Source organism: Streptomyces sp. enrichment culture (assembly GCF_964273255.1).
Classification (GTDB): Bacteria; Actinomycetota; Actinomycetes; order Streptomycetales; family Streptomycetaceae; genus Streptomyces.
Map to the genome: position 1 here is coordinate 2,478,402 of NZ_OZ186835.1, position 21,660 is coordinate 2,500,061.

The window sequence follows — 21,660 nt, forward strand, 5'->3', positions numbered from 1 at the left end:
AGGGGGCGGGCGCGGGCCGTGTCGCTCAGCGGCCCGCGAGGGTGTGCTCGGCCGGGCCGGCCTGCTGTGCGGGGGGCGTGGTGTGCTCGGCCGTCCGGGCCGGGGCGCCCTCGCCGTGCGAGAGCTGCGGGAGCCACCGCAGCCAGGACGGCAGCCACCAGTTGGACCGGCCGAGCAGGGTCATGACGGCGGGCAGCAGGACGGCCCGCACCAGGGTCGCGTCGAGGAGGACCGCGACGGCGAGGCCCACGCCGAGCTGCTTGAAGTCCTGCATGGACAGGGTGCCGAAGACCGCGAAGACGGCGACCATGATGAGCCCGGCGCTGGTGACGACCCCGGCGGTGGCGCGGATGCCGTGGGCGACGGCCGCGCGGTTGTCGAGGCCCTGGTCGTAGGCCTCGCGGATCCGGGAGACCACGAAGACGTGGTAGTCCATCGACAGGCCGAACAGGACGACGAAGACGAACAGCGGCATCCACGACTCGACGGCGCCGACCGCCGTGGTGCCGACCAGCTCGTCGCCCCAGCCCTTCTGGAAGACCGCGGTCATCACGCCGTAGGCGGCGACCACGGACAGGAGGTTGAGGACGATCGAGGTGACGGCGATGACCGGGGAGCGGAAGCAGAGCAGCATCAGCAGGAAGCTGACGCCCATCACGAAGGCGAAGACGGGCACGATCGACGACTTGAGCTGGTCGTTGTAGTCGGTGGAGAAGGCGAGGTCACCGCCGACCAGGGCCTCGTCGGACGCGTCCTGCTTCAGCGTGGCGGGGATGATGTCGCCGCGCAGTTCCTCCAGGGCGCGGACGGACGTGGCGTTGCGGCCGTCGCCGGCGAGCGGCGCGTTGATGACGGCGATGTCCTCGTCCTCGTGGACGGTCACCTCGACGGGGTTCTTGACGTGGCCGGAGGCCAGGGCGCGCTCCTTGAAGCCGGCGAGGGCGCCGGTGGCCTCGGGGGAGGTGATGTCGGAGGTCTTGAAGACGATCTGGGCCGGTGCCGGGGCGCCGGGGAAGACGGCCTCGATCCGCTGGGCGGTCTTCGCGGTGACGTTGTCGGCGGGGAGCAGCTGGTCGAAGCCGAGCTTCTCGGTCTTCATGGACAGCGCGGGCGCGGCGAGGAGCAGGAACAGCGCGACGCCGAGCACGGCGAAGACGGCGGGCGCCCTGAGGACCGCGCCGAGCAGGCGGCCCGGCTTCTCGCCCCCGCTGCGGACGACCGCCTTGCGGCGCAGGAACGGGATGCGGCCGGCGTCGATCCGGTCACCGAGCATCGCCATCACGGCGGGCAGCACCGTCATGGAGCCGAGCACCGCGATGAGCACGACCTCGATGGTGGCGATGGCGAAGCCCTCGAAGACCGTGAGGCCGGAGAGGAACATGCCGGCCATGGAGACGGCCACGGTGAGGCCGGAGATCAGCACCGAACGGCCCGAGGTCGCGGCGGCGATGCGCAGCGCGGTCTCCTTGTCGCGGCCGGCGGCACGCTCCTCGCGCTCGCGGCGGATGTAGAAGAGGCAGTAGTCGACACCGACGGCGAGGCCCATCAGCAGCAGCACCGAGTTGGTCATGGCGTCGACCGGGACGAGCTGGCTGGAGAGCGCGAGCAGGCCCATGGCGGCGACGCAGGCGGTGATCGCCAGCATCAGCGGCAGGACGGCGGCGACGAGAGCGCCGAACACGACGAGCAGGATGCCGAGGGCGACCGGGACCGCGGTGAACTCGGCGCGGGTGAAGTCCTCGCCGAGGGAGTCGTTGATGCCCTTGAGCCCGCTCGCGGCGCCGTACTGGCCGAGGGTGACGCCGGAGTGGGCCTCGTCGGTCTCGGCGAGCGCGTCGACGACCGGCTGGATGCGGTCGGCGGCGGTGTCCGGGTCGCCCTTCACCGCGAACTGGATCAGCGCGTCGTGTCCGTCCTCGGAGACCGCGCCGGTCTTGTACGGGTCGCCGATGTTCTGCGCGAGGCCGGTCCCGTCCACGGCGGCGATGGCGTCGGCGACGGCCTTCTCGAACGCTGGGTCCTCGGCGGTGAAGCCCTCGCTGTGGACCAGGATCATCTCGGGCGCCGGGGTCTTGATGCCGGCGTCGACGAGGACCCGGGCGGCCCGCCCGGACTCCCCGGTGCCGTAGTCCGCCTCGGTCAGACCCTGCTGCCCCGTCATGCCGCCGAGGACCGTGAGCGCGACGACGGCGAGGAGCCATCCGAAAAGTGCGGTCTTGCGGTGCCGGGCGCTCCAGGCGCCCAGCGAAGCCGCCAGATTTCGTTGACTTGCCATTACCTCTCCCAGTGGGACGTCAGCGGGGCCCGTGATGAGCGACGCAGTCACTGTAGATTTCGGCGGCCCGCACTCCCCTTTGTTCCGCATGTCAGTTGAATGCCGTGGCAGCTTCCTGCCAACGGGGCGTGAGCGACCCTGCAGCATGTTGCAGCGGCAGCCTGTGGCCAGGGGGAACGGCACGATCCGGCCATGCCGACGGTTAGGTTCCTTCTCGTCGGGAGTTGTCCGGACGGCGTGGAACGAGATGCGTCCGCCGCACGTGATGCATTCACCCGGAAACCCCGCCCCACACTGACCCACCCTCACGAACCGTCCCCAGTCCCTATCCAGCCAACCAATTCACCTGAGGCGTGAAAGGGGGAATTCCGTGAACACCGCGATCGAGGCGGCCGGCCTGACGAAGCAGTACGGCAGCCACCGCGCCCTGGACGGCGTGGACCTGTCGGTCGAGGCGGGCACCGTGCTCGGCCTGCTCGGGCCCAACGGAGCGGGCAAGACCACCACCGTCCGCACGCTCGCCACCCTGCTCGAACCCGATGCCGGCACGGCTCGCGTCGCGGGCTTCGACGTCGTGCGGCAGCGGCGCGAGGTGCGCCGCCGGATCGGTCTCGCCGGGCAGTACGCCGCCGTCGACGAGTTGCTGACCGGGCGCGAGAACCTCGTGCTGCTCGGCCGGCTGCTGCGGCTCGGCCGCAGGGGCGCCGCCGTCCGGGCCGCCGATCTGCTGGCGCAGTTCGAGCTGGAGGCCGCCGCCGACAAACCCGCCGGCACGTACTCGGGTGGCATGCGGCGCCGCCTCGACCTCGCCGTCAGCCTGATCGCCTCGCCCGAGGTGCTCTTCCTCGACGAGCCGACCACCGGCCTCGACCCGGCCAGCCGGGCGACGCTGTGGCGGATGGTGCGGGAGGAGGCCGACCGGGGCGTCACCGTCCTGCTGACCACCCAGTACCTGGAGGAGGCGGACCACCTCGCGGACCGGATCCTGGTCGTCGACCGGGGCCGGGTGATCGCCGAGGGCACCTCCGACGAGCTCAAGCGGAAGGTCGGGGGCGAGCGACTGGAGGTGACCGTCGCCGACGCCGCGGACCTCGCGCCGGCGGCCGCCGTGCTAGCCCCGCTGGCGGTCTGCCCGCCGCAGCCGGACGAGCGGCAGCGCACCCTCCTGGTGCAGCTGCCGGACGGCATGGGCGCGCTGGCGTCCGCCGCGACCGCGCTCGAGTACGCGGACATCACCGTCGAGGAGTTCGCGCTGCGGCGCCCCTCGCTGGACGACGTGTTCTTCCATCTGACCGGCGAGCCCACGGGCGCGCCGGCCCCGCACCCCGACGCAGCGAAGGCGGAGGCGTCCCCATGAGTTCGGTGCTTGCCCACGGCAGTGACGTCGCGGCCCTCACCGGCCGTCACCTGCGCCATCTGCGGCGCACCCCGGAGAAGATCATCGGTGTGGCGCTCACGCCCGTCGCAATGGTGGTGATCCTGGGCTACCTCTTCGCGACCGTCGTGGAGGTGCGCAACACCGGCGGCAGCTACCGCGAGTACATCATGGCCGGGGTCTTCGCCCAGGTCGGCCTCTCGTGCATCGGCATCACGGCGATCGGGGTGGCCGGGGACCTCGGCAAGGGACTGATCGACCGGTTCCGTTCGCTGCCGATGGGCCGGGCCACCGTCCTGGTCAGCCACACCCTCGCCGACCTCGCCGCCGCGGCCCTGAGCATCGCGCTCGTCGCGGTGACCGGACTCGCCGTGGGCTGGCGGGTGCACGGCTCGTTCGCCGAGAACGCCGCCGGCTTCCTGCTGCTGCTCGGCTTCGCCTACGCCATGCTCTGGGTCGGCGCCCTCCTCGGCATGGTGATGCGCAACCTGGAGGCGATCAGCGGCGTGGCCGCGCTGCTCCTGGTGCTCTTCTCCTTCCTCTCCAGCTCGTTCATGCCGCTGACCGGGCTTCCCGGCTGGCTGCGGACGGCCGCCGAGTGGAATCCGGTCAGCGCGGTCTCGGAAGCCTGCCGGCAATTGTGGGGAAACACCGGGGCCGCCACGTCCGGGAGTTTCCCGGTGGAGAACGCCGTGCTCGTCTCGGTGATCAGCATCGGAGCACTCGTCGCCGTTCTCGTACCTCTCAGCCTGCGCGTGTACCGCATATCGGCAACGCGATAGCTTTGTTTTCCTGGGGGAATCATGCCGGTCATATCGGCTCCGCACGAATTCAACACAGAAGATCTCTACGTTGATCTCCGGACGTTGTACGGATATCCGCTGCACCTCAAATGCGAGGGATTCAACTTCGCCGGTTCGATCAAACTGAAGGCCGCTGCCGGCATGATCGAGGCGGCCGAGCGCAGCGGTGCGCTCACCCAGGGATCGACGCTGGTGGAGTCGTCGTCCGGCAACCTCGGGGTCGCGCTCAGCGTGATCGCCGCTGCCAAGGGCTACCGCTTCGTCTGCGTGGTCGACACCCGGACCAACGTGGCGACGCGCAAGCTCATCGAGGCCCTCGGCAGCGAGGTGCACACCGTCACGGAGCCGGCCGAGGAGGGCGGTTTCCTGGCGGCCCGGCTCGCCTACGTCCGGACGCTGCTGGCCGCCGACCCCCGCGCCGTCTGGCTGAACCAGCATGCCAACCCGGACAACTGGCGGGCCCACTTCCGCACCACGGCACCGCAGATCGAGAAGCAGTTCCCCGATCTGGACCTGCTGTTCGTCGGCGCCGGCACGACCGGCACGCTGATGGGCTGCGCCCGCTACTTCAAGGAGCTGCCGCGGCCGGTGACGGTCGTCGCGGTCGACAGCGTCGGTTCCGTCACCTTCGGCGGCCCGGCCGGTCCGCGCATGATCCCCGGCCTCGGCACCGGCGTGCGTCCCGCGCTCCTCGACACCTCGTTCGTCGACGACGTCGTGCACGTCACCGAGGCCGACACGGTGAGCGCCTGCCACGCCCTGGCCCGCGGCGGATTCCTCTTCGGCGGCTCGACCGGAACCGTGGTCAGCGGTGCGCTGCGCTGGCTCGCCGACAACCGTCCCGGCGAGAACGGCACGGCGGTCGCGATCGCCCCGGACCTCGGCGAGCGCTATCTCGACACCGTCTACCAGCCCGGCTGGGTGCGCGAGGTGTACGGCATCGAACCCACCGAACTCTCCACGGGAGCCACGCAGTCATGACCCCCACCCCTCCGCTCCGGCAGCTGCCGCTCTCCGCCGCCCAGCGCGAGATGTGGTACGGGCAGCAGGCCGACCCGGGCAACCCCGTCTTCACCATGGGCGACTTCCTGGAGCTGCGCGGCCCCCTGGACACCGCCCGCTTCACGGCCGCGTGGCAGCGCGTGCTGCGGGAGGCCGGCACCCTCCGCGCCCGGTTCACCGAGCACGACGGCGAGCCCCGCCAGGAGCTGGCCGACGTCGCGGACTTCCCCGTCGAGACGCTCGACCTGTCCGGCGAGCCCCGCCCGCGCGAGGCCGCCGAGACGTTCATGCGGCAGGACCTGCTGGTGCCGCCGGACCTGACCGCGGGCACGCTCCGCTCGGTCCTGCTGCGGCTCGGCCCGGAGCACCTGCTGTTCTACATCCGGGTCAACCACATCCTGGTCGACGGCTTCAGCCGCGTCCTCGTCTACAACCGGCTCGCCGCGCTGTACGCGGACCCGGACGCCGGGGGCGCGTTCCCCGACCCGCGCACCCTCACCGACGACGAGGCCGCCTACGCCGAGACGCCCAAGTACCGCAAGGAGCAGGCATTCTGGCGGGCCCGGTTCGAGGAGCAGCCGGAGCCGGTGAGCCTCTCGCCGCGCCCCGGCGGGCCCGCCCGGAGCTCGCTGCGCTGCGAGGCGGTGCTGCCCGCCGCGACGGTCGAGCGCCTGCGGTCGCTGGCCTGGGACGCCCGTGTCACCTGGCAGACCCTGCTGATCGCCGCCACCGGCGCGTACGTGCAGCGGGCCGCCGGCGTGGACCGCGCCCTGCTCACCCTCGCGGTGCCGGCCCGTGCCACGGCCGCCGCCCGCGCGGTCCCGGGCATGCGCGCCAACTTCGTGCCGCACCCGGTGCGGGTGCGTCCCGGCCTGACGGTCGCCGACTTCCTGCGGGACAGCGCGGGCGAGCTGCGCGCCACCCTGCGGCACCAGAACTACCGGGGCGACCGCATCCGCCGCGACCTGGGCTTCACCGGTGACGCGGGCCGTTCGCTCGGCCCGACCGTCAACGTCCTGGAGTCGGGCTTCGACTACGCCTTCGGCGCGTGCACCGGTCTGCTGCACAACCTGTCGACCGGTCCGGTCGAGGACCTCCAGATCATCTACCTCGACGCGGCCGAGGAAGGGTACGCGGTCCGTCTGGACGCCAACCCGACGCGCTACACGGAGGAGGAGCTGGACCTGCACCGGCGCCGGCTGTTCGCCTGGCTGACCACGCTCGCCGAGGCGGGCCCTGACGCGCGCGTCGACCGCCTCGACGTGCTGCTGCCGGAGGAGTCGGCGGCGGTGCGGGCAGGGTGGGCGGCGACCACGGTCGAGGAACCCTACGCCGGTGTGGTCGAGCGGGTGCGGGCGCATGCTGCCGCGCATCCGGCGCGGATCGCCGTGCAGGACCCGGACGGGGCGGCCTCGTACGCCGAACTCGTCGCCCTGGCCTCGGCGTTGAGCCGCCGCCTGACCGGCGCCGGAGTGCGCCGCGGGTCACGGGTGGCGATGCTGTGCGAGCCCGGCATCCCCTTCGTGGCCGGCGTCCTCGCCGTCCTGGGCGCCGGAGCCGCCTGGGTCCCGCTCGACCTGCGCGCCCCCCAGGCCCGCACCGCCGGCCTGCTCGACGACTCCGGCCCGGACGTCCTCTACGTCGGGCCCGGACTGGAGGAGACCGCCGGCCGGTTGCTGGCCGCGGCCACCTGCGCACCGGCCACCGTCAGCTGGGACGCCTCCCGCGACACCGACCTCCTGCCGCCCTCCGGCACCGGCGACGATCTCGCCTACGTCATCTTCACGTCCGGGTCCACCGGGCGTCCCAAGGGCGCCATGGTCCACCGGGCCGGCATGGTCAACCACCTGCTGGCCAAGGTCGACGACCTCGCCATGACGGCCGACGACGTGACCGTCCACAACGCCCCCGTCACCTTCGACATCTCCGTCTGGCAGATGCTCTGCCCCCTCATCACCGGCGGACGCCTCGTCGTCGTGGACCGCGACACCGCCGCCGACCCGCAGGAACTCTTCGGCCGGATCAGCGCCGACGGCGTCACCGTCCTCGAAGTCGTCCCCTCCCTCCTGCGCGCCGCCCTCGACGCATGGGAGGCGGGCACCCCCAGGCCCGCGACGGGCGGGCTGCGTTCGCTGATGGTCACCGGGGAGACGCTCCCCGCGGACCTCGCGGTCACGTGGGGCCGGCTGGAACCCGGTATACCGCTGGTGAACGCCTACGGGCCGACGGAGTGCTCCGACGACGTCACCCACGCCGTCATCACCCCGACGACCGCGCTCGACACCCGCGCCCCCATCGGCCACCCCGTCCGCAACACCCGCCTCTACATCCTCGACCACCACCTCCAACCCGTACCCCCCGGCACCCCCGGCGAGCTCTACATCGCCGGCACCGGCGTCGGACACGGCTACCTCCACGACCCCGCCAAAACCGCCACCACCTTCACCGCCGACCCCCACAACCCCCAACCCGGCACCCGCATGTACCGCACCGGCGACCGCGTCCGCCAACGCCCCGACGGCCAACTCGAATTCCTCGAACGCACCGACCACCAGATCAAAATCCGCGGCCACCGCATCGAACTCGGCGAAATCGAAACCGCCCTCCGCCAACTCCCCGGCATCACCGACGCCGCCACAGCCGTCCACCACCAACGCCTCGTCGCCTACCTCATCGGCACCACCGACGACCCCAAAACCGCACTCGCAGCCACACTGCCGGGCTACATGATCCCCAGCACCTTCCTCACCCTCCCCGCCCTCCCCCTCACCCCCAACGGCAAACTCGACCGCAAAGCCCTCCCCGCACCCGACCCGGACACCGCCGTCTCGGGGCTGGTGCCGGCGCGCACCCCGCGAGAGCGGGCGCTGTGCGAGATCTTCGCGGAGGTCCTCGGGCTGCCCGCCGTCGGCATCGACGACAGCTTCTTCGACCTGGGCGGGCACTCGCTGCTCGCCACCCGGGTGGCGGCTCGCATCCGGGCCCGGCTCGGCATCGAGGTCACCATCCGGACGCTGTTCCACGCGCCGACGGTCGCCGAGCTCGCCACCCGCCTGGACGCGGCCGACGGGGCCGACGGACCGGTGCGGCCCGCGCTGACCGCCGCCGTGCGCCCGGACGAGCTGCCGCTCTCCCCGGCCCAGCAGCGGCTGTGGTTCCTGAACCACCTGGGCAACGGTTCGGCGGCCTACCACCTGCCGTTCGCCGTGCGCCTGACCGGCGGCCTGGACGTGGCCGCGCTCGGCGCCGCACTGGGCGACGTCGTGGCCCGCCACGAGAGCCTGCGCACCGTCTTCCCCGACGCGGGAGGCCGACCGCGGCAGCGGATCCTCGCCCCGGCCGAGGCACACCTCGCCCTGCCGGTCACCGGCACGACCCGGGAAGAACTGCCCGGGGCGCTGGCCGCCGCGGCCGCCCGGGACTTCGACCTGGCGGCCGAACTGCCGCTGCGCGCCGAGCTGTTCCGACTCTCCGACGACGAGCACGTCCTGCTGGTCGTGCTGCACCACATCGCGTCCGACGGCTGGTCCGTCGCCCCGCTGGCGCGGGACCTGGCCGAGGCGTACGGGCGGCGGTGCGCGGGGGCGGCCCCCGACCGGTCGCCGCTGCCCGTGCAGTACGCGGACTACACGCTGTGGCAGCGCCGGATCCTGGACACGGTGGCCGAGGAACAGCTCGCCTTCTGGACGGCGGCGCTGGACGGCCTCCCGGAGGAACTGGAGCTGCCCGCCGACCGGCCGCGGCCCACCGTGCCCAGCCACCGCGGCGGCACCGTGGCCTTCCGGATGGACGCCGGAACGCACGCGGCGGTGACGGCCCTGGCCCGGGCCCAGGGGGCGAGCACCTTCATGGTGCTGCAGGCCGCGCTCGCCACGCTCCTGTCGCGGCTCGGCGCGGGCGAGGACATCCCGCTGGGCACGCCCGTCGCGGGACGCACCGACCCGGCCCTGGACGAGCTGGTGGGTTTCTTCGTCAACACCCTGGTGCTGCGCACCGACCTGTCCGGCGACCCGACCTTCCGTGAGCTGGTCGACCGGGTGCGGGCGAGCGACCTGGCGGCCTACGCGCACCAGGACCTGCCCTTCGAGACGCTGGTCGACGCGCTCGCCCCCAGCCGGTCGCTGTCCCGGCAGCCGCTGTTCCAGACCATGCTGGTGCTGCAGAACAACGCCGCCGCCGATCTCTCCCTGCCCGGCCTCGACGTGGAGACCGTTCCGGTCCGCACCGGCACCGCCAAGCTGGACCTGGCGTTCGAGCTGACGGAGCGGCACGGCCCCGACGGCAGGCCCGACGGGATCGACGCGGTCCTGGAGTACAGCGGCGACCTGTTCGACGAGGCGACGGCCCGGTCGACGGCCGAACGGTTCGCCCACCTCGTCGACGTCCTGACCGGCGACCCCGACCTGCCGCTGGGCCGGGCCGACGCCCTGCTGCCCGCCGAGCGCGACCGGGTGCTGGGCGCGTGGGCGGGACCGGTGCGGGACGTGACGGTGGCCCCGGTCCACGAGCTGTTCGCGGCCCGTGCCGCCGCGCAGCCCGCGCACCCGGCGCTGGAGTTCGGCGCGCAGGTGCTGTCGTACGCCGAACTGGACGCCCGGGCGAACCGGCTCGCCCACGAACTGGCCGCCCGCGGCACCGGCCCCGGCGACCTGGTGGCGCTGCTGCTGCCGCGCTCGCCGGAGATGGTCGTCGCGCTGCTCGCCGTCCTCAAGGCGGGCGCCGCCTACCTGCCGATCGACGCCGCCTACCCGCGGGACCGCATCGGCTACATGCTCGACGACGCGCGCCCGGCGCTCGTCCTGACGATGGCGGCCGAGTCCGCCGGCCTGGACGGCTCGGACGTGCCCCGGCTGCTGCTCGACGACCCGGACGTGCGGGCCGCGGTGCGGTCCCGGCCGGACCGCGCGCCGGCCGACGCCGACCGGACCCGGCCGCTGACCGTGCACGACCCGGCGTACGTCATCTACACCTCCGGCTCCACCGGGCGGCCCAAGGGCGTGGTCGTGGAGCACCGCACGGTCGCCGTGATGGTGGCCGACCAGGGGCCGCGGATGGGCATCGGACCCGGCACCCGCTGGCTGCAGTTCGCCTCGTACAGCTTCGACGCGGCGACCTGGGAGCTGTCCATCGGTCTGCTGTCGGGCGCGACGATGATCCTGTCGACGGCCGAGGAGCGCGGCCCGGGCGGGCCGCTCGCCGAGCTGGTGGAGCGCACCGGCACCACGATGGTGTGCCTGCCGCCGACGGTGCTGTCCGCGTGGCCGGCCGACCGGCCGATGCCGGACGGCGTGCAGCTGGTCGTGGCGGGCGAGGCCTGCGCGCCGGAACTGGTGGAGCGGTTCTCCCGCGGGCGCGTGATGCGCAACGCCTACGGGCCGACCGAGGCGACCGTCTGCGCGAGCATCAGCGAACCGCTGTCCGGCGCGGTCAAGCCGCCCATCGGGTTCCCGCTGCACAACACGCGGCTGTACGTGCTCGACGCGCGGCTGCGGCCGGTGCCGCCGGGCGTGACGGGTGAGCTGTACATCGGCGGTGACCAGCTGGCCCGCGGCTACCTGCGGCGCCCGTCCCTGACGGCGGGCCGGTTCGTCGCCGACCCGTACGCCACCGCGCCGGGCGGCCGGATGTACCGCTCCGGCGACCTGGTGCGCTGGAACGCCGACGGCAGCCTGGACTACGTGGGCCGCGTCGACGACCAGGTGAAGCTGCGCGGCTTCCGCATCGAGCCGGGCGAGATCGAGGGCGCGCTGCTCGCCCGGGGCGACGTCGCGCGGGCCGCGGTGATCGTCCGCGAGGACCGGCCCGGGGACAAGCGGCTCGTCGCCTACGTCGTCGCCGCGGACGCCCCGGTGGACGTGCGGGAGGTCCGCGCGCACCTGGCCCGCGAGCTGCCCGAGCACATGGTGCCCAGTGCGGTCGTCGCCCTCGACGCGCTGCCGCTCACCGGCAACGGCAAGCTGGACCGCCGTGCCCTGCCCGCACCCGACCACAGCCGGGCGGCCGCCGGACAGGCCCCCGCCGACGAGCGGGAGGCGGCGTTGTGCCGGGCGTTCGCGGAGGTGCTCGGGCTGGAGTCCGTCGGGGCCGACGCCGGCTTCTTCGACCTCGGCGGCGACAGCATCAGCTCCATCCAGCTCGTCGGCCGGGCACGCGAGGCCGGTCTCGCGATCACCGCGCAGGACGTCTTCCTGCACCGCACCCCGCAAGGGCTGGCGCGCGTCGCCGGGACCGCCGCGCCCACCGGGACCGTGGGGGCCGGGGAGGGCACCGGGCCGGTGCCGGCCACGCCGATCACGGCCTGGTTCGACGCGATCCCCGGGCCGACCGACGGCTTCCACCAGGCGGCCGTCGTCCGCACCCCCGCGGGTGCCTCCCACGAGCGGATCGAGGCCGCGCTGCAGGCACTGCTCGACCACCACGACGCGCTGCGCCGGCGGGGCGAGCAGATCCTGGAGCCCGGCGCGGTCCGGGCCGGGGACGTTCTGCGCCGGGTCGCGGCCAGCCCCGCCGCCGACCCCGCGGCCCTCGTCCGCGAGGAGGCCGCCGCCGCCCGCGGCGAACTGGCGCCCGCCCGGGGCGACGTGGTGCGGGCGGTGTGGATCGACGCCGGTGCCGAACGTCCCGGCAGGCTGCTGCTCACCCTGCACCACCTGGTGGTGGACGGCGTCTCCTGGCGCATCCTGCTGCCCGACCTGGCGCAGGCCTACGAGCACCCGGAGCGGCCCCTGGCCCCGGTGGGGACGTCCTTCCGGCAGTGGGCGCTGCTGCTGCGCGAGGAGGCCGCACGGGACGGGCGCCGGGCCGAACTCCCGCTGTGGCGGGAGATCACGGACGGCGGCGACCCGCCGCTCGGCACCCGGCCGCTCGACCCCGCGCGGGACACCGCGGCGACCGCCCGCCGGCTGCGGCTCACCCTGCCCGCCGCGTCCACGGCGCAGCTGCTCACGACCGTGCCGTCGGTCTTCCACGCCGAGATCAACGACGTGCTGCTGACGGCCCTCGCCCTCGCGGTCGCCGACTGGCGGCGCGGGCGCGGCGAACGGCAGGACGTGCTCGTCGACCTGGAGGGGCACGGCCGGGAGCCGATCGTGCCGGGCGTCGACCTGTCCCGCACCGTGGGCTGGTTCACCACGACGCACCCGGTCCGCCTGGACGTGGGCCTGTGCGACTGGGACGACGTGTGGGCGGGCGGAGCCGCGGTCGGCCAGGCGCTGAAGGAGGTCAAGGAGCAGCTGCGCCGGATCCCGGACCACGGCATCGGGCACGGTCTGCTGAGCCGCCTCGACACCGCCTCGGCGGCGGTGCTGGGCGACCGTCCGGCGCCGCAGCTGGGCTTCAACTACCTGGGCCGGATGGCGCTGGCGGAGCCCGGCGACTGGCAGGTCGCGCCGGAGTCGCCGGACGTCGCGGCCGGCACCGACCCGGGGATGCCGCTGCCGCACGCGCTCGGCGTCAACGCGCGCACCGAGGATCTGCCCGGCGGCCCGCGCCTGGTCGCCGAGTGGGCCTGGGCGGGGCGGGCGGTCGCGGACACGGACGCGGAGGCGATCGCCCACGGCTGGTTCCGGGCGCTGGAGGCCCTGGTCGCGCACGCCGCACGGCCCGACGCCGGGGGCCTCACGCCCTCGGACGTGGGGCTCGTCGGGGACCTCGGCCAGGACGAGATCGACGAGTTCGAGAACGAGTTCGCACACGAGTGGGGGGACGCAGGATGAGCACGACCGCACAGGGGAAGGGGCCCGGGGCGCCGCGGGCGTCGGGCGGACTGAGTGACGTACTGCCGCTCACGCCGCTCCAGGAGGGCCTGCTCTTCCACGCCGTGTACGACCGGCGGGAACTCGACGTGTACGCGGTCCAGCTCGTCATCGACCTGGAGGGACCGCTCGACCGGGACGCGCTGCGGGCCGCCGCGGCCGGGCTCCTGGACCGGCACCCGAACCTGCGGGCGGGCTTCCGTCACCGCGGGAACGGCCGGCCGGTCCAGCTGATCCCCCGTGAGGTGCCCCTGCCCTGGCGGGAGACGGACGGCACGCGGGACCCGCAGGGCCCGGAGGCGCTGACCGCCCGGGACCGCACCGAGCCGTTCGACGTGGGCCGGCCGCCGTTGATCCGCTTCACGCTGATCACCACCGGCCCGGACCGCCACCGGTTCCTCGTCACCTGCCACCACATCCTGCTCGACGGCTGGTCGATGCCGCTGCTGCTGTCCGAGCTGTTCACCGCGTACGCGGCGGGCGGCGACCCCTCCGTGCTGCCCGCCGTCACCGCGTACAAGAGCTACCTGTCCTGGCTGAGCCGGCGCGACGAGCCGGCCGCCGCGGCGGCCTACGCGGAGCTGCTCGGCGGGCTGGAGGAGCCCACCCGGCTCGTGCCGGCGCCGCCCGGCCGCGCCCCGGTGCTGCCCGAGCGGCACGTCGCCCGGCTGGACGCGGCGGCCACGGCACGCCTGACCGCGTGGGCCCGGGACCGGGGGGTCACCCTGTCCAGCGTCCTGCAGGGGGTGTGGGCCGTCGTCCTCGGCGCGCTGACCGGCCGGGACGACGTGGTGTTCGGCACCACGACGTCGGGCCGGCCGCCGGAGCTGCCGGGCGTCGAGTCGATGGTCGGTCTCTTCATCAACACGCTGCCCGTGCGGCTGGGCACGGGTGCCTCCCGGACCCTCGCCCAGGTCGTGGGGGCGGCGCAGGAACAGCACACCGCGCTGCTGCCGCACCAGCACCTGGGACTGTCCCGCATCCAGCGGGACGCGGGCCACGGCGAGCTGTTCGACACCGTCCTGATCTTCGAGAACTACCCCCTGGACCCGGACGCCCTGCGCGCGGCCGTCCCCGGTCTGACGGTCACCGGCATCGAGGGCCGCGACGCGACGCACTACCCCGTTTCGCTGCTCGTGCTGCCCGGTGACGAACTGACGCTGCGGCTCGACCACGCGCCCGACCTGGTCTCCGCCGAGGAGGCCGCCGCCCTGTCCGGGCGGGTGCTGCGGCTGCTCGCCGCGCTCCCCGACGCGGCCGACCTGCCGCTGGCCCGGTTGGAACTGCTGGGCGAGGAGGAGCGGGCCACGCTGCTCGGCTCCCACAACGCCACCGGGCGCCCCTACCCGCGGCACGCCCTGCGCGACCAGCTCGCCGAGCGGGCCGCGGCCGGTCCGGACGCCCCCGCGCTGCGCTGCGGCAGCGAGCGGCTCACCCGCGCCGAACTGCACGCGCGCGCCGACCGGCTGGCCCACGAACTGGTGGCCCGCGGCGCGGGACCGGGCGAACTGGTGGCACTCGCGCTGCCCCGGTCGACCGACCTGATCGTCGCGACGCTCGCCGTCGTCAAGACGGGCGCCGGCTACCTGCCCCTCGACCCCGACTACCCGGCCGACCGCATCGGTTACATGCTCGACGACGCGGCACCCGCCCTCGTCGTCACCACGACCGGGGTCGCCGCCGCGCTGGACGCCGTCACCGAGCGCCCGCACCTGACCCTGGACACGGCCGCCGGCCTCCTCGCGGACCGGCCCACCGGCCCGGTGGGCACCGCGGACCCGCACCCGCTGGACACCGCGTACACGATCTACACCTCGGGCTCCACCGGCCGGCCCAAGGGCGTGGTCGTGCACCAGGACGCGCTGGTCAACCTGGTGCACGACATGGGCGAACGGTTCGGCGTGACGGACGGGGACCGCTTCCTGTCGGTCACCACCTTCGGCTTCGACATCTCCAACCTGGAGATCCTCGTGCCGCTGCTCACCGGAGCCGAACTGGTCCTGGCCGACCGCGACACGGTGCGCGACCCGGCCGCCCTCGCGGCCCTGGTCACCGGCAGCGGCACCACCGTCATGCAGGCCACCCCGACGCTGTGGCACGCCCTGGTCACCGAGCACCCGGAGAGCCTGGCCGGGCTGCGGGTGCTGATCGGCGGCGAGGCCGTCGGTGAACCGCTCGCCGCCGCGCTGCGCGCCGCGTGCCGCGAGGTCACCAACGTCTACGGGCCCACCGAGACGACGATCTGGTCGACCGCCGCCGTCCTCGACGGCGAGCGCGGAGGCGTGCCGCCGATCGGCCGGCCCATCGCCAACACCCGCGTGTACGTCCTCGACGACGCGCTGCGCCCCGCTCCCGCGGGGGCGGTCGGCGAGCTGTACATCGCCGGCGACGGCGTGGCCCGCGGCTACCACGGCCGCCCCTCACTGACCGCGACCCGGTTCACGGCCGACCCGTTCGGCCCGCCCGGCAGCCGCATGTACCGGACCGGCGACGTCGTGCGCTGGGGGGCCGACGGGCAGATCGAGTACATCGGACGGGCCGACCACCAGGTGAAGATCCGCGGTTTCCGCATCGAGCTCGGCGAGATCGAGTCGGTGCTGGCCGCCCATCCGGAGGTGGCCCAGGCCACGGTCGTGGCCCGCGAGGACCTGCCGGGCGGCACCCAGCTGGTGGCCTACACGGTCGGCACGGCCGCCCCGGCCGCGCTGCGCGCGCACCTGGCCGACAGCCTGCCGGCACACATGGTGCCCGCCCTGTACGTGGCGATGGACGCGCTGCCGCTCACCGCCAACGGCAAGGTCGACCGCAAGCTGCTGCCCGCCCCCGCCCAGGGGCCGCGCACCGCGGACCGCGCCCCGCGCACCCCGCAGGAGCAGCTGCTGTGCGAGGTGTTCGGCGAGGTCCTCGGGCTGCCCGCGCCCGCGGCACCGCACGACTCCTTCTTCGAGCTCGGCGGCCACTCCCTGCTCGCGACCCGGCTCACCGGCCGGATCCGCACGGCGCTCGGCGCCGACCTGCCGGTCCGCGCCGTCTTCGACGCACCGACCCCGGCCGCCCTCGCCGCCCTCGCCGCGGACGCCGGCGACGCCCGGCCCGCCCCCGCGCCGGCCGTGCGCCCGGACGTGCTGCCGCTCTCCCCGGCCCAGCAGCGGCTGTGGTTCCTCGCCCGGCTGGAGCCGGACAACCCGGCGTACCACATCCCGGTCGCCGTCCGGCTGACGGGCGCCCTCGACGTCGCGTCGCTGCGGGCCGCGGTGCGCGACGTCGTCGTGCGCCACGAGGCGCTGCGCACCCGCTTCCCGGACACCGAGGGGCGCGCCCGTCAGGAGGTCGTGGACGCGGAGGCGGTGCGGATCGACCTGCCGGTGACCGCGATGAGCGAGGACGCGGTGCGGCGGGCGGCACGGCGCGGCTTCGACCTGGCGGCGGACCTGCCGCTGCGGGCGGAACTGTTCCGGGTCGCGGAGCAGGAGCACGTGCTGCTGCTCGTCGTGCACCACATCGCGGCCGACGGCTGGTCGCTGGGCCCGCTCGGCGCGGACCTCGCGACGGCCTACGAGGCGCGCCGCGCGAACCGGGCCCCGGTGTGGGCACCGCTGCCCGTGCAGTACGCGGACTACACGCTGTGGCAGCGGGAGCTGCTGGCGGACGTGGCGGACCGGCAGCTCGGGCACTGGCGGGAGGCGCTGAAGGACCTCCCCGACGAACTGGAACTGCCCACCGACCGGCCGCGTCCCGCCACCCCCACCCACCGGGGCGGGCAGGTGGAGTTCCGCGTCGACGGCACGCTGCACGCGGCGGTCGGTGACCTGGCGCGGGCGCAGGGGGTGAGCACCTTCATGGTGCTCCAGGCGGCGCTGGCCGCCCTGCTGTCCAAGCTCGGCGCGGGCGAGGACATCCCGCTCGGCTCGCCCGTCGCCGGCCGCACCGACCCGGTGCTCGACGACCTGGTCGGCCTGTTCGTGAACACCCTGGTGCTGCGCACGGACCTGTCCGGCGACCCGACCTTCACCGAACTCCTGGACCGCGTGCGCACCACCGACCTGGCCGCCTACGCCCACCAGGACCTGCCCTTCGAGGCCCTGGTCGACGCGCTGGCACCGGCCCGGTCGCTGTCCCGGCACCCGTTGTTCCAGACGATGCTCACCCTGCACAACACGCCGGAGGCGGCGGTCCGCCTGGCCGGCCTGGAGTCGGAGCCCCTGCTCATCGCCACCGGGACCGCCAAGGCGGACCTGGCCTTCGAGCTGTTCGAGCGGCGCACGCCGGACGGTGCGGCGGACGGGATCGACGCGGTCCTGGAGTACAGCGGCGACCTCTTCGACGAGCCCACCGCGCGGTCCCTCGCCGACCGGCTCGTGCACCTGCTGGGCGTACTCGTCGCGGCGCCGGACCGGCCGGTCCGCGAGGCCGGGGTGCTGCTGCCGGAGGAGTCGGCCGCGGTGCGGGCGGGCTGGGACGCCACCACCGTCGAGGAGCCCTACCTCGGAGTCGTGGAACGGGTGCGGGCCCAGGCCGCCGCGCACCCCGGCCGCACCGCCGTGCAAGACCCGGACGGAACCGTCACCTACGCCGAACTGGTCTCCCTGGCCTCGGCGTTGAGCCGCCGCCTGACCGGCGCCGGGGTGCGCCGCGGGTCGCGGGTGGCGATGCTGTGCGAGCCCGGCATCCCCTTCGTGGCCGGCGTCCTCGCCGTCCTGGGCGCCGGAGCCGCCTGGGTCCCGCTCGACCTGCGGGCACCGCTGGCCCGCACCGCCGGCCTGCTCGACGACTCCGGCCCGGACGTCCTCTACGTCGGGCCCGGACTGGAGGAGACCGCCACCGAGCTGCTGGCCGCCGCCACGGCCGCACCGGCCACCGTCAGCTGGGACGCCTCCCGTGACACCGACCTCCTGCCGCCCTCCGGCACCGGCGACGACCTCGCCTACGTCATCTTCACGTCCGGGTCCACCGGGCGTCCCAAGGGCGCCATGGTCCACCGCGCCGGCATGGTCAACCACCTGCTGGCCAAGGTCGACGACCTCGCCATGACGGCCGACGACGTGACCGTCCACAACGCCCCCGTCACCTTCGACATCTCCGTCTGGCAGATGCTCTGCCCCCTCATCACCGGCGGACGCCTCGTCGTCGTGGACCGCGACACCGCCGCCGACCCGCAGGAACTCTTCGGCCGGATCAGCGCCGACGGCGTCACCGTCCTCGAAGTCGTCCCCTCCCTCCTGCGCGCCGCCCTCGACGCCTGGCGCAACGGCCTGCCCCGGCCCGAACTCGCCCCGCTCACCCACCTGATGGTGACGGGCGAGACCCTCCCCGCCGACCTGGCGCGGGAGTGGCTGGACCTGGCGCCGCACCTACCGCTCGTCAACGCCTACGGGCCGACGGAGTGCTCCGACGACGTCACCCACGCCGTCATCACCCCCACCACACCACTCGACACCCGCGCCCCCATCGGCCACCCCGTCCGCAACACCCGCCTCTACATCCTCGACCACCACCTCCAACCCGTACCCCCCGGCACCCCCGGCGAGCTCTACATCGCCGGCACCGGCGTCGGACACGGCTACCTCCACGACCCCGCCAAAACCGCCACCACCTTCACCGCCGACCCCCACAACCCCCACCCCGGCACCCGCATGTACCGCACCGGCGACCGCGTCCGCCAACGCCCCGACGGCCAACTCGAATTCCTCGAACGCACCGACCACCAGATCAAAATCCGCGGCCACCGCATCGAACTCGGCGAAATCGAAACCGCCCTCCGCCAACTCCCCGGCATCACCGACGCCGCCACAGCCGTCCACCACCAACGCCTCGTCGCCTACCTCATCGGCACCACCGACGACCCCAAAACCGCACTCGCAGCCACACTGCCGGGCTACATGATCCCCAGCACCTTCCTCACCCTCCCCGCCCTCCCCCTCACCCCCAACGGCAAACTCGACCGCAAAGCCCTCCCCGCACCCGACCCGTCGGCTCACCCGACGGGCCCCACGCGCGAGCCCCGCACGGACACCGAGCGGGCCCTGTGCGCGGTCTTCGCGGACGTCCTCGCCCTGCCCTCGGTCGGCGTCGACGACGACTTCTTCGACCTCGGCGGCGACAGCATCCGCTCCATCGAGGTGGTCGCCGGCGCCCGCCGGGCCGGACTGCGGGTCACCGCCGCCGACGTGTTCACCCACAAGACGGTGGCCGCGCTGGCCGCCGCCGTCCGCGCGGCCGAGCCCGTCGAGGTCGCCGGCACCGACGACGGCGTGGGCGAGCTGGCACCGTTGCCGGTCATGCTGCGGCTGCTGGAGGAGGGCGGCCCCATCGACGGGTTCAACCAGTCCGTCGTGCTCACCACCCCCGCCGGCCTGGACCCGGAGCGTCTCACCGGGGCACTGCAGCGGGTCGTCGACCACCACGACGCCCTGCGGCTGCGCCTGACGGGCCGGGGGCCGGGCGACGGGCGGCTGGTGATCGGCGCGCCCGGGACGGTGCCGGTGGCACCGCTGGTGACCCGCATCGACGCGGGCCACCGGGCCTTCGAGGACGAGGCTCTGCTGCGGCGGGCGGTGGCCGCCCAGTCGGAGGCCGCGCGCGACCGGCTCGCCCCGCGCCGGGGGGTCACCCTCCAGGCCGTGTGGATCGACCGGGGGCCCTCACGCACCGGTCGGCTGGTCCTGATGCTGCACCACCTCGTCGTGGACGGCGTCTCCTGGCGGGTGCTGCTGCCCGACCTGCTCACCGCGTACGAGCGACCCGACGCCGCCCTCGACCCGGTCGGCACCTCCCTGCGCCACTGGTCCGGTCTCCTGCGGGAGCAGGCCGCGGCGCGCACCCGGGAGCTGCCGTACTGGAACAAGCTGCTGGCGCACACGGAACGGCCGGTCGGCGCGCGGGCGCTGGATCCCGCCCGGGACACCTACGCCACCGCCCGGACCCGGCGCCTGACCCTGCCGGCCGAGTACACCGGCCCGCTGCTGGAGCACGGTCCCGCCGCCTTCCAGGCGGAGATCAACGACGTGCTGCTCGCCGGGCTCGCCCTGGCGGCGGCCGAGTGGCGCGGCCGGAGCCTGCTCGTCGAGGTCGAGACCCACGGGCGCGAGCAGCTGCACGAGGGCGTCGACCTCTCCCGTACGGTCGGCTGGTTCACCGGCACCCACCCGGTGCTGCTGAGGGCCGCCGCGCTCGACGCCGAGCAGGCGGTGAAGGAAATGCGCGAGCAGCGCGCCGCGCTCCCCGACCACGGACTCGGCCACGGCATCCTGCGCCACCTCGGCGACGGGCCCGCCCCGTTGCCCGCGGTCGACCCGCAGCTGGGCTTCAACTACCTGGGCCGCTTCGCCGCGGCGGAGTCGTACGGCGACGGCTGGGCGGCCGCCCCCGAGGCGCGGGAGGGGTTCGCGGCGACGTCGGACGGCATGCCGCTGGGCCACACCATCGAGGTGGACGCCCTGGTCGAGGACGGCCCCGGCGGGCCCGTCCTGGTCGCCACCTGGACGTGGGCGGGCCACCTGCTGGACCGGGACGACGCCGAGGCGCTGGCCGAGGGCTGGTTCCGCGCGCTGCGCACCCTGTCCGACAGGGCCGCCGAACTCGCCGCGGGGCGCCCCTCGGCGGCCGGCGGGGGCGGTGGGCGGCGGCCCGCGCTGCTCACCGAGGCGTTCGAGACGCTGCTGCCCATACGGCCCGACGGCACCCGTGAGCCGTTGTTCTTCCTGCACGGCGGGGTGGGGCTCAGCTGGCCCTACCTCGGGCTGGTCGAGCACCTGTCCGAGGAATTCCCCGTCTACGGGTTCCAGGCGTCCGGAATCATCACGGAAGCACCGCTTCCGGAGTCGATACCGGATATGGCGGACGCGTACGTCCGCAGAATGCTGGAGATCCAGCCCGAGGGGCCCTACCACCTTCTCGGCTGGTCCTTCGGGGGGCTTCTCGCCCATGCGGCGGCCACGCGTCTGGAAGGGCTCGGACACCGCGTCGCGCTGCTCGTGAACCTCGACAGCTACCCCGTCCCGGAGCCGGGCGGCATCCCGGACGACCGGGCCCTGCTCGCCAAGATCCTGGAGTACTGCGGCTACGACGCCGCGGCCTTCGCCGGCGGCGAGCCCACGCTCCGGGAGGTGCTGGAGCTGTTCCGCCGGGACGCCAACCCGCTGGCCGGCCTGGACGAGGAGCAACTGGCCCGGCTGCTGGGCGTGGTGCGCCGGCACGCGGTCCTCAGCGCCGAGTTCGTCCCGGACCGCTTCGGCGGGGACGTGCTGTTCCTCTCGGCCGAGCAGGGCACCGACGCGGACTCCCCGACGGTCGCGGTGTGGGAGCCGTACATCGCGGGGCGCGTCACCCACCGCACGATCGCCTCGGATCACGACGGGATGATGCGGCCCGCACCGCAGCGGGACATCGGCCGGATCATCGCCGACCACCTCGAAAGGCTTCCGTGACGACGCCCGGGGAATGCGCTGCGCC

6 protein-coding genes are annotated in these 21,660 nt (G+C 74.3%); 5 read left to right on the plus strand and 1 reads right to left on the minus strand.

The window, feature by feature from the left end; all coding sequences use genetic code 11:
• Window positions 1–25 precede the first annotated feature (25 nt).
• Window positions 26–2,275, minus strand: coding sequence for an MMPL family transporter (locus ACSU53_RS10520; RefSeq protein ID WP_437026711.1), 2,250 nt, complete (start codon window positions 2,273–2,275; stop codon window positions 26–28).
• Between the two features lie 370 nt (window positions 2,276–2,645).
• On the opposite strand from ACSU53_RS10520, the gene ACSU53_RS10525 reads away from it, so the two are divergent.
• The 5 genes from ACSU53_RS10525 to ACSU53_RS10545 are packed head-to-tail and all read left to right on the plus strand — an operon-like array spanning window position 2,646 to window position 21,635.
• The gene (locus ACSU53_RS10525; protein WP_437026713.1) at window positions 2,646–3,632 is read left to right on the plus strand and encodes an ATP-binding cassette domain-containing protein; all 987 of its coding nucleotides are present in this window, start codon (window positions 2,646–2,648) and stop codon (window positions 3,630–3,632) included.
• The gene (locus tag ACSU53_RS10530; protein ID WP_437026715.1) at window positions 3,629–4,432 is read left to right on the plus strand and encodes an ABC transporter permease; all 804 of its coding nucleotides are present in this window, start codon (window positions 3,629–3,631) and stop codon (window positions 4,430–4,432) included. Before ACSU53_RS10525 ends, ACSU53_RS10530 begins: the two co-directional genes overlap by 4 nt.
• A 21-nt stretch (window positions 4,433–4,453) precedes the next feature.
• On the plus strand, window positions 4,454–5,434 hold the full coding sequence (gene sbnA / locus ACSU53_RS10535) for a 2,3-diaminopropionate biosynthesis protein SbnA (protein ID WP_437026717.1): 981 nt from the start codon (window positions 4,454–4,456) through the stop codon (window positions 5,432–5,434).
• A complete protein-coding gene (locus tag ACSU53_RS10540) occupies window positions 5,431–13,170 on the plus strand; it encodes an amino acid adenylation domain-containing protein (RefSeq protein WP_437026719.1) in 7,740 nt (2,579 codons plus the stop codon). The genes sbnA and ACSU53_RS10540 overlap by 4 nt, the downstream gene beginning before the upstream one ends.
• Window positions 13,167–21,635 carry an amino acid adenylation domain-containing protein gene (locus tag ACSU53_RS10545; RefSeq protein WP_437026721.1) on the plus strand — a complete coding sequence of 2,823 codons (8,469 nt, stop codon included), beginning with the start codon at window positions 13,167–13,169 and terminating at the stop codon, window positions 21,633–21,635. Before ACSU53_RS10540 ends, ACSU53_RS10545 begins: the two co-directional genes overlap by 4 nt.
• Window positions 21,636–21,660: the final 25 nt, after the last annotated feature.

Bases quoted from the DNA above. Each gene is read 5' to 3' on its own strand.
- ACSU53_RS10520 (WP_437026711.1), bottom strand. From the start codon at position 2,275: ATGGCAAGTCAACGAAATCTGGCGGCTTCGCTGGGCGCCTGGAGCGCC.
- ACSU53_RS10530 (WP_437026715.1), top strand. From the start codon at position 3,629: ATGAGTTCGGTGCTTGCCCACGGCAGTGACGTCGCGGCCCTCACCGGC.
- sbnA (WP_437026717.1), top strand. From the start codon at position 4,454: ATGCCGGTCATATCGGCTCCGCACGAATTCAACACAGAAGATCTCTAC.
- ACSU53_RS10540 (WP_437026719.1), top strand. From the start codon at position 5,431: ATGACCCCCACCCCTCCGCTCCGGCAGCTGCCGCTCTCCGCCGCCCAG.
- ACSU53_RS10545 (WP_437026721.1), top strand. From the start codon at position 13,167: ATGAGCACGACCGCACAGGGGAAGGGGCCCGGGGCGCCGCGGGCGTCG.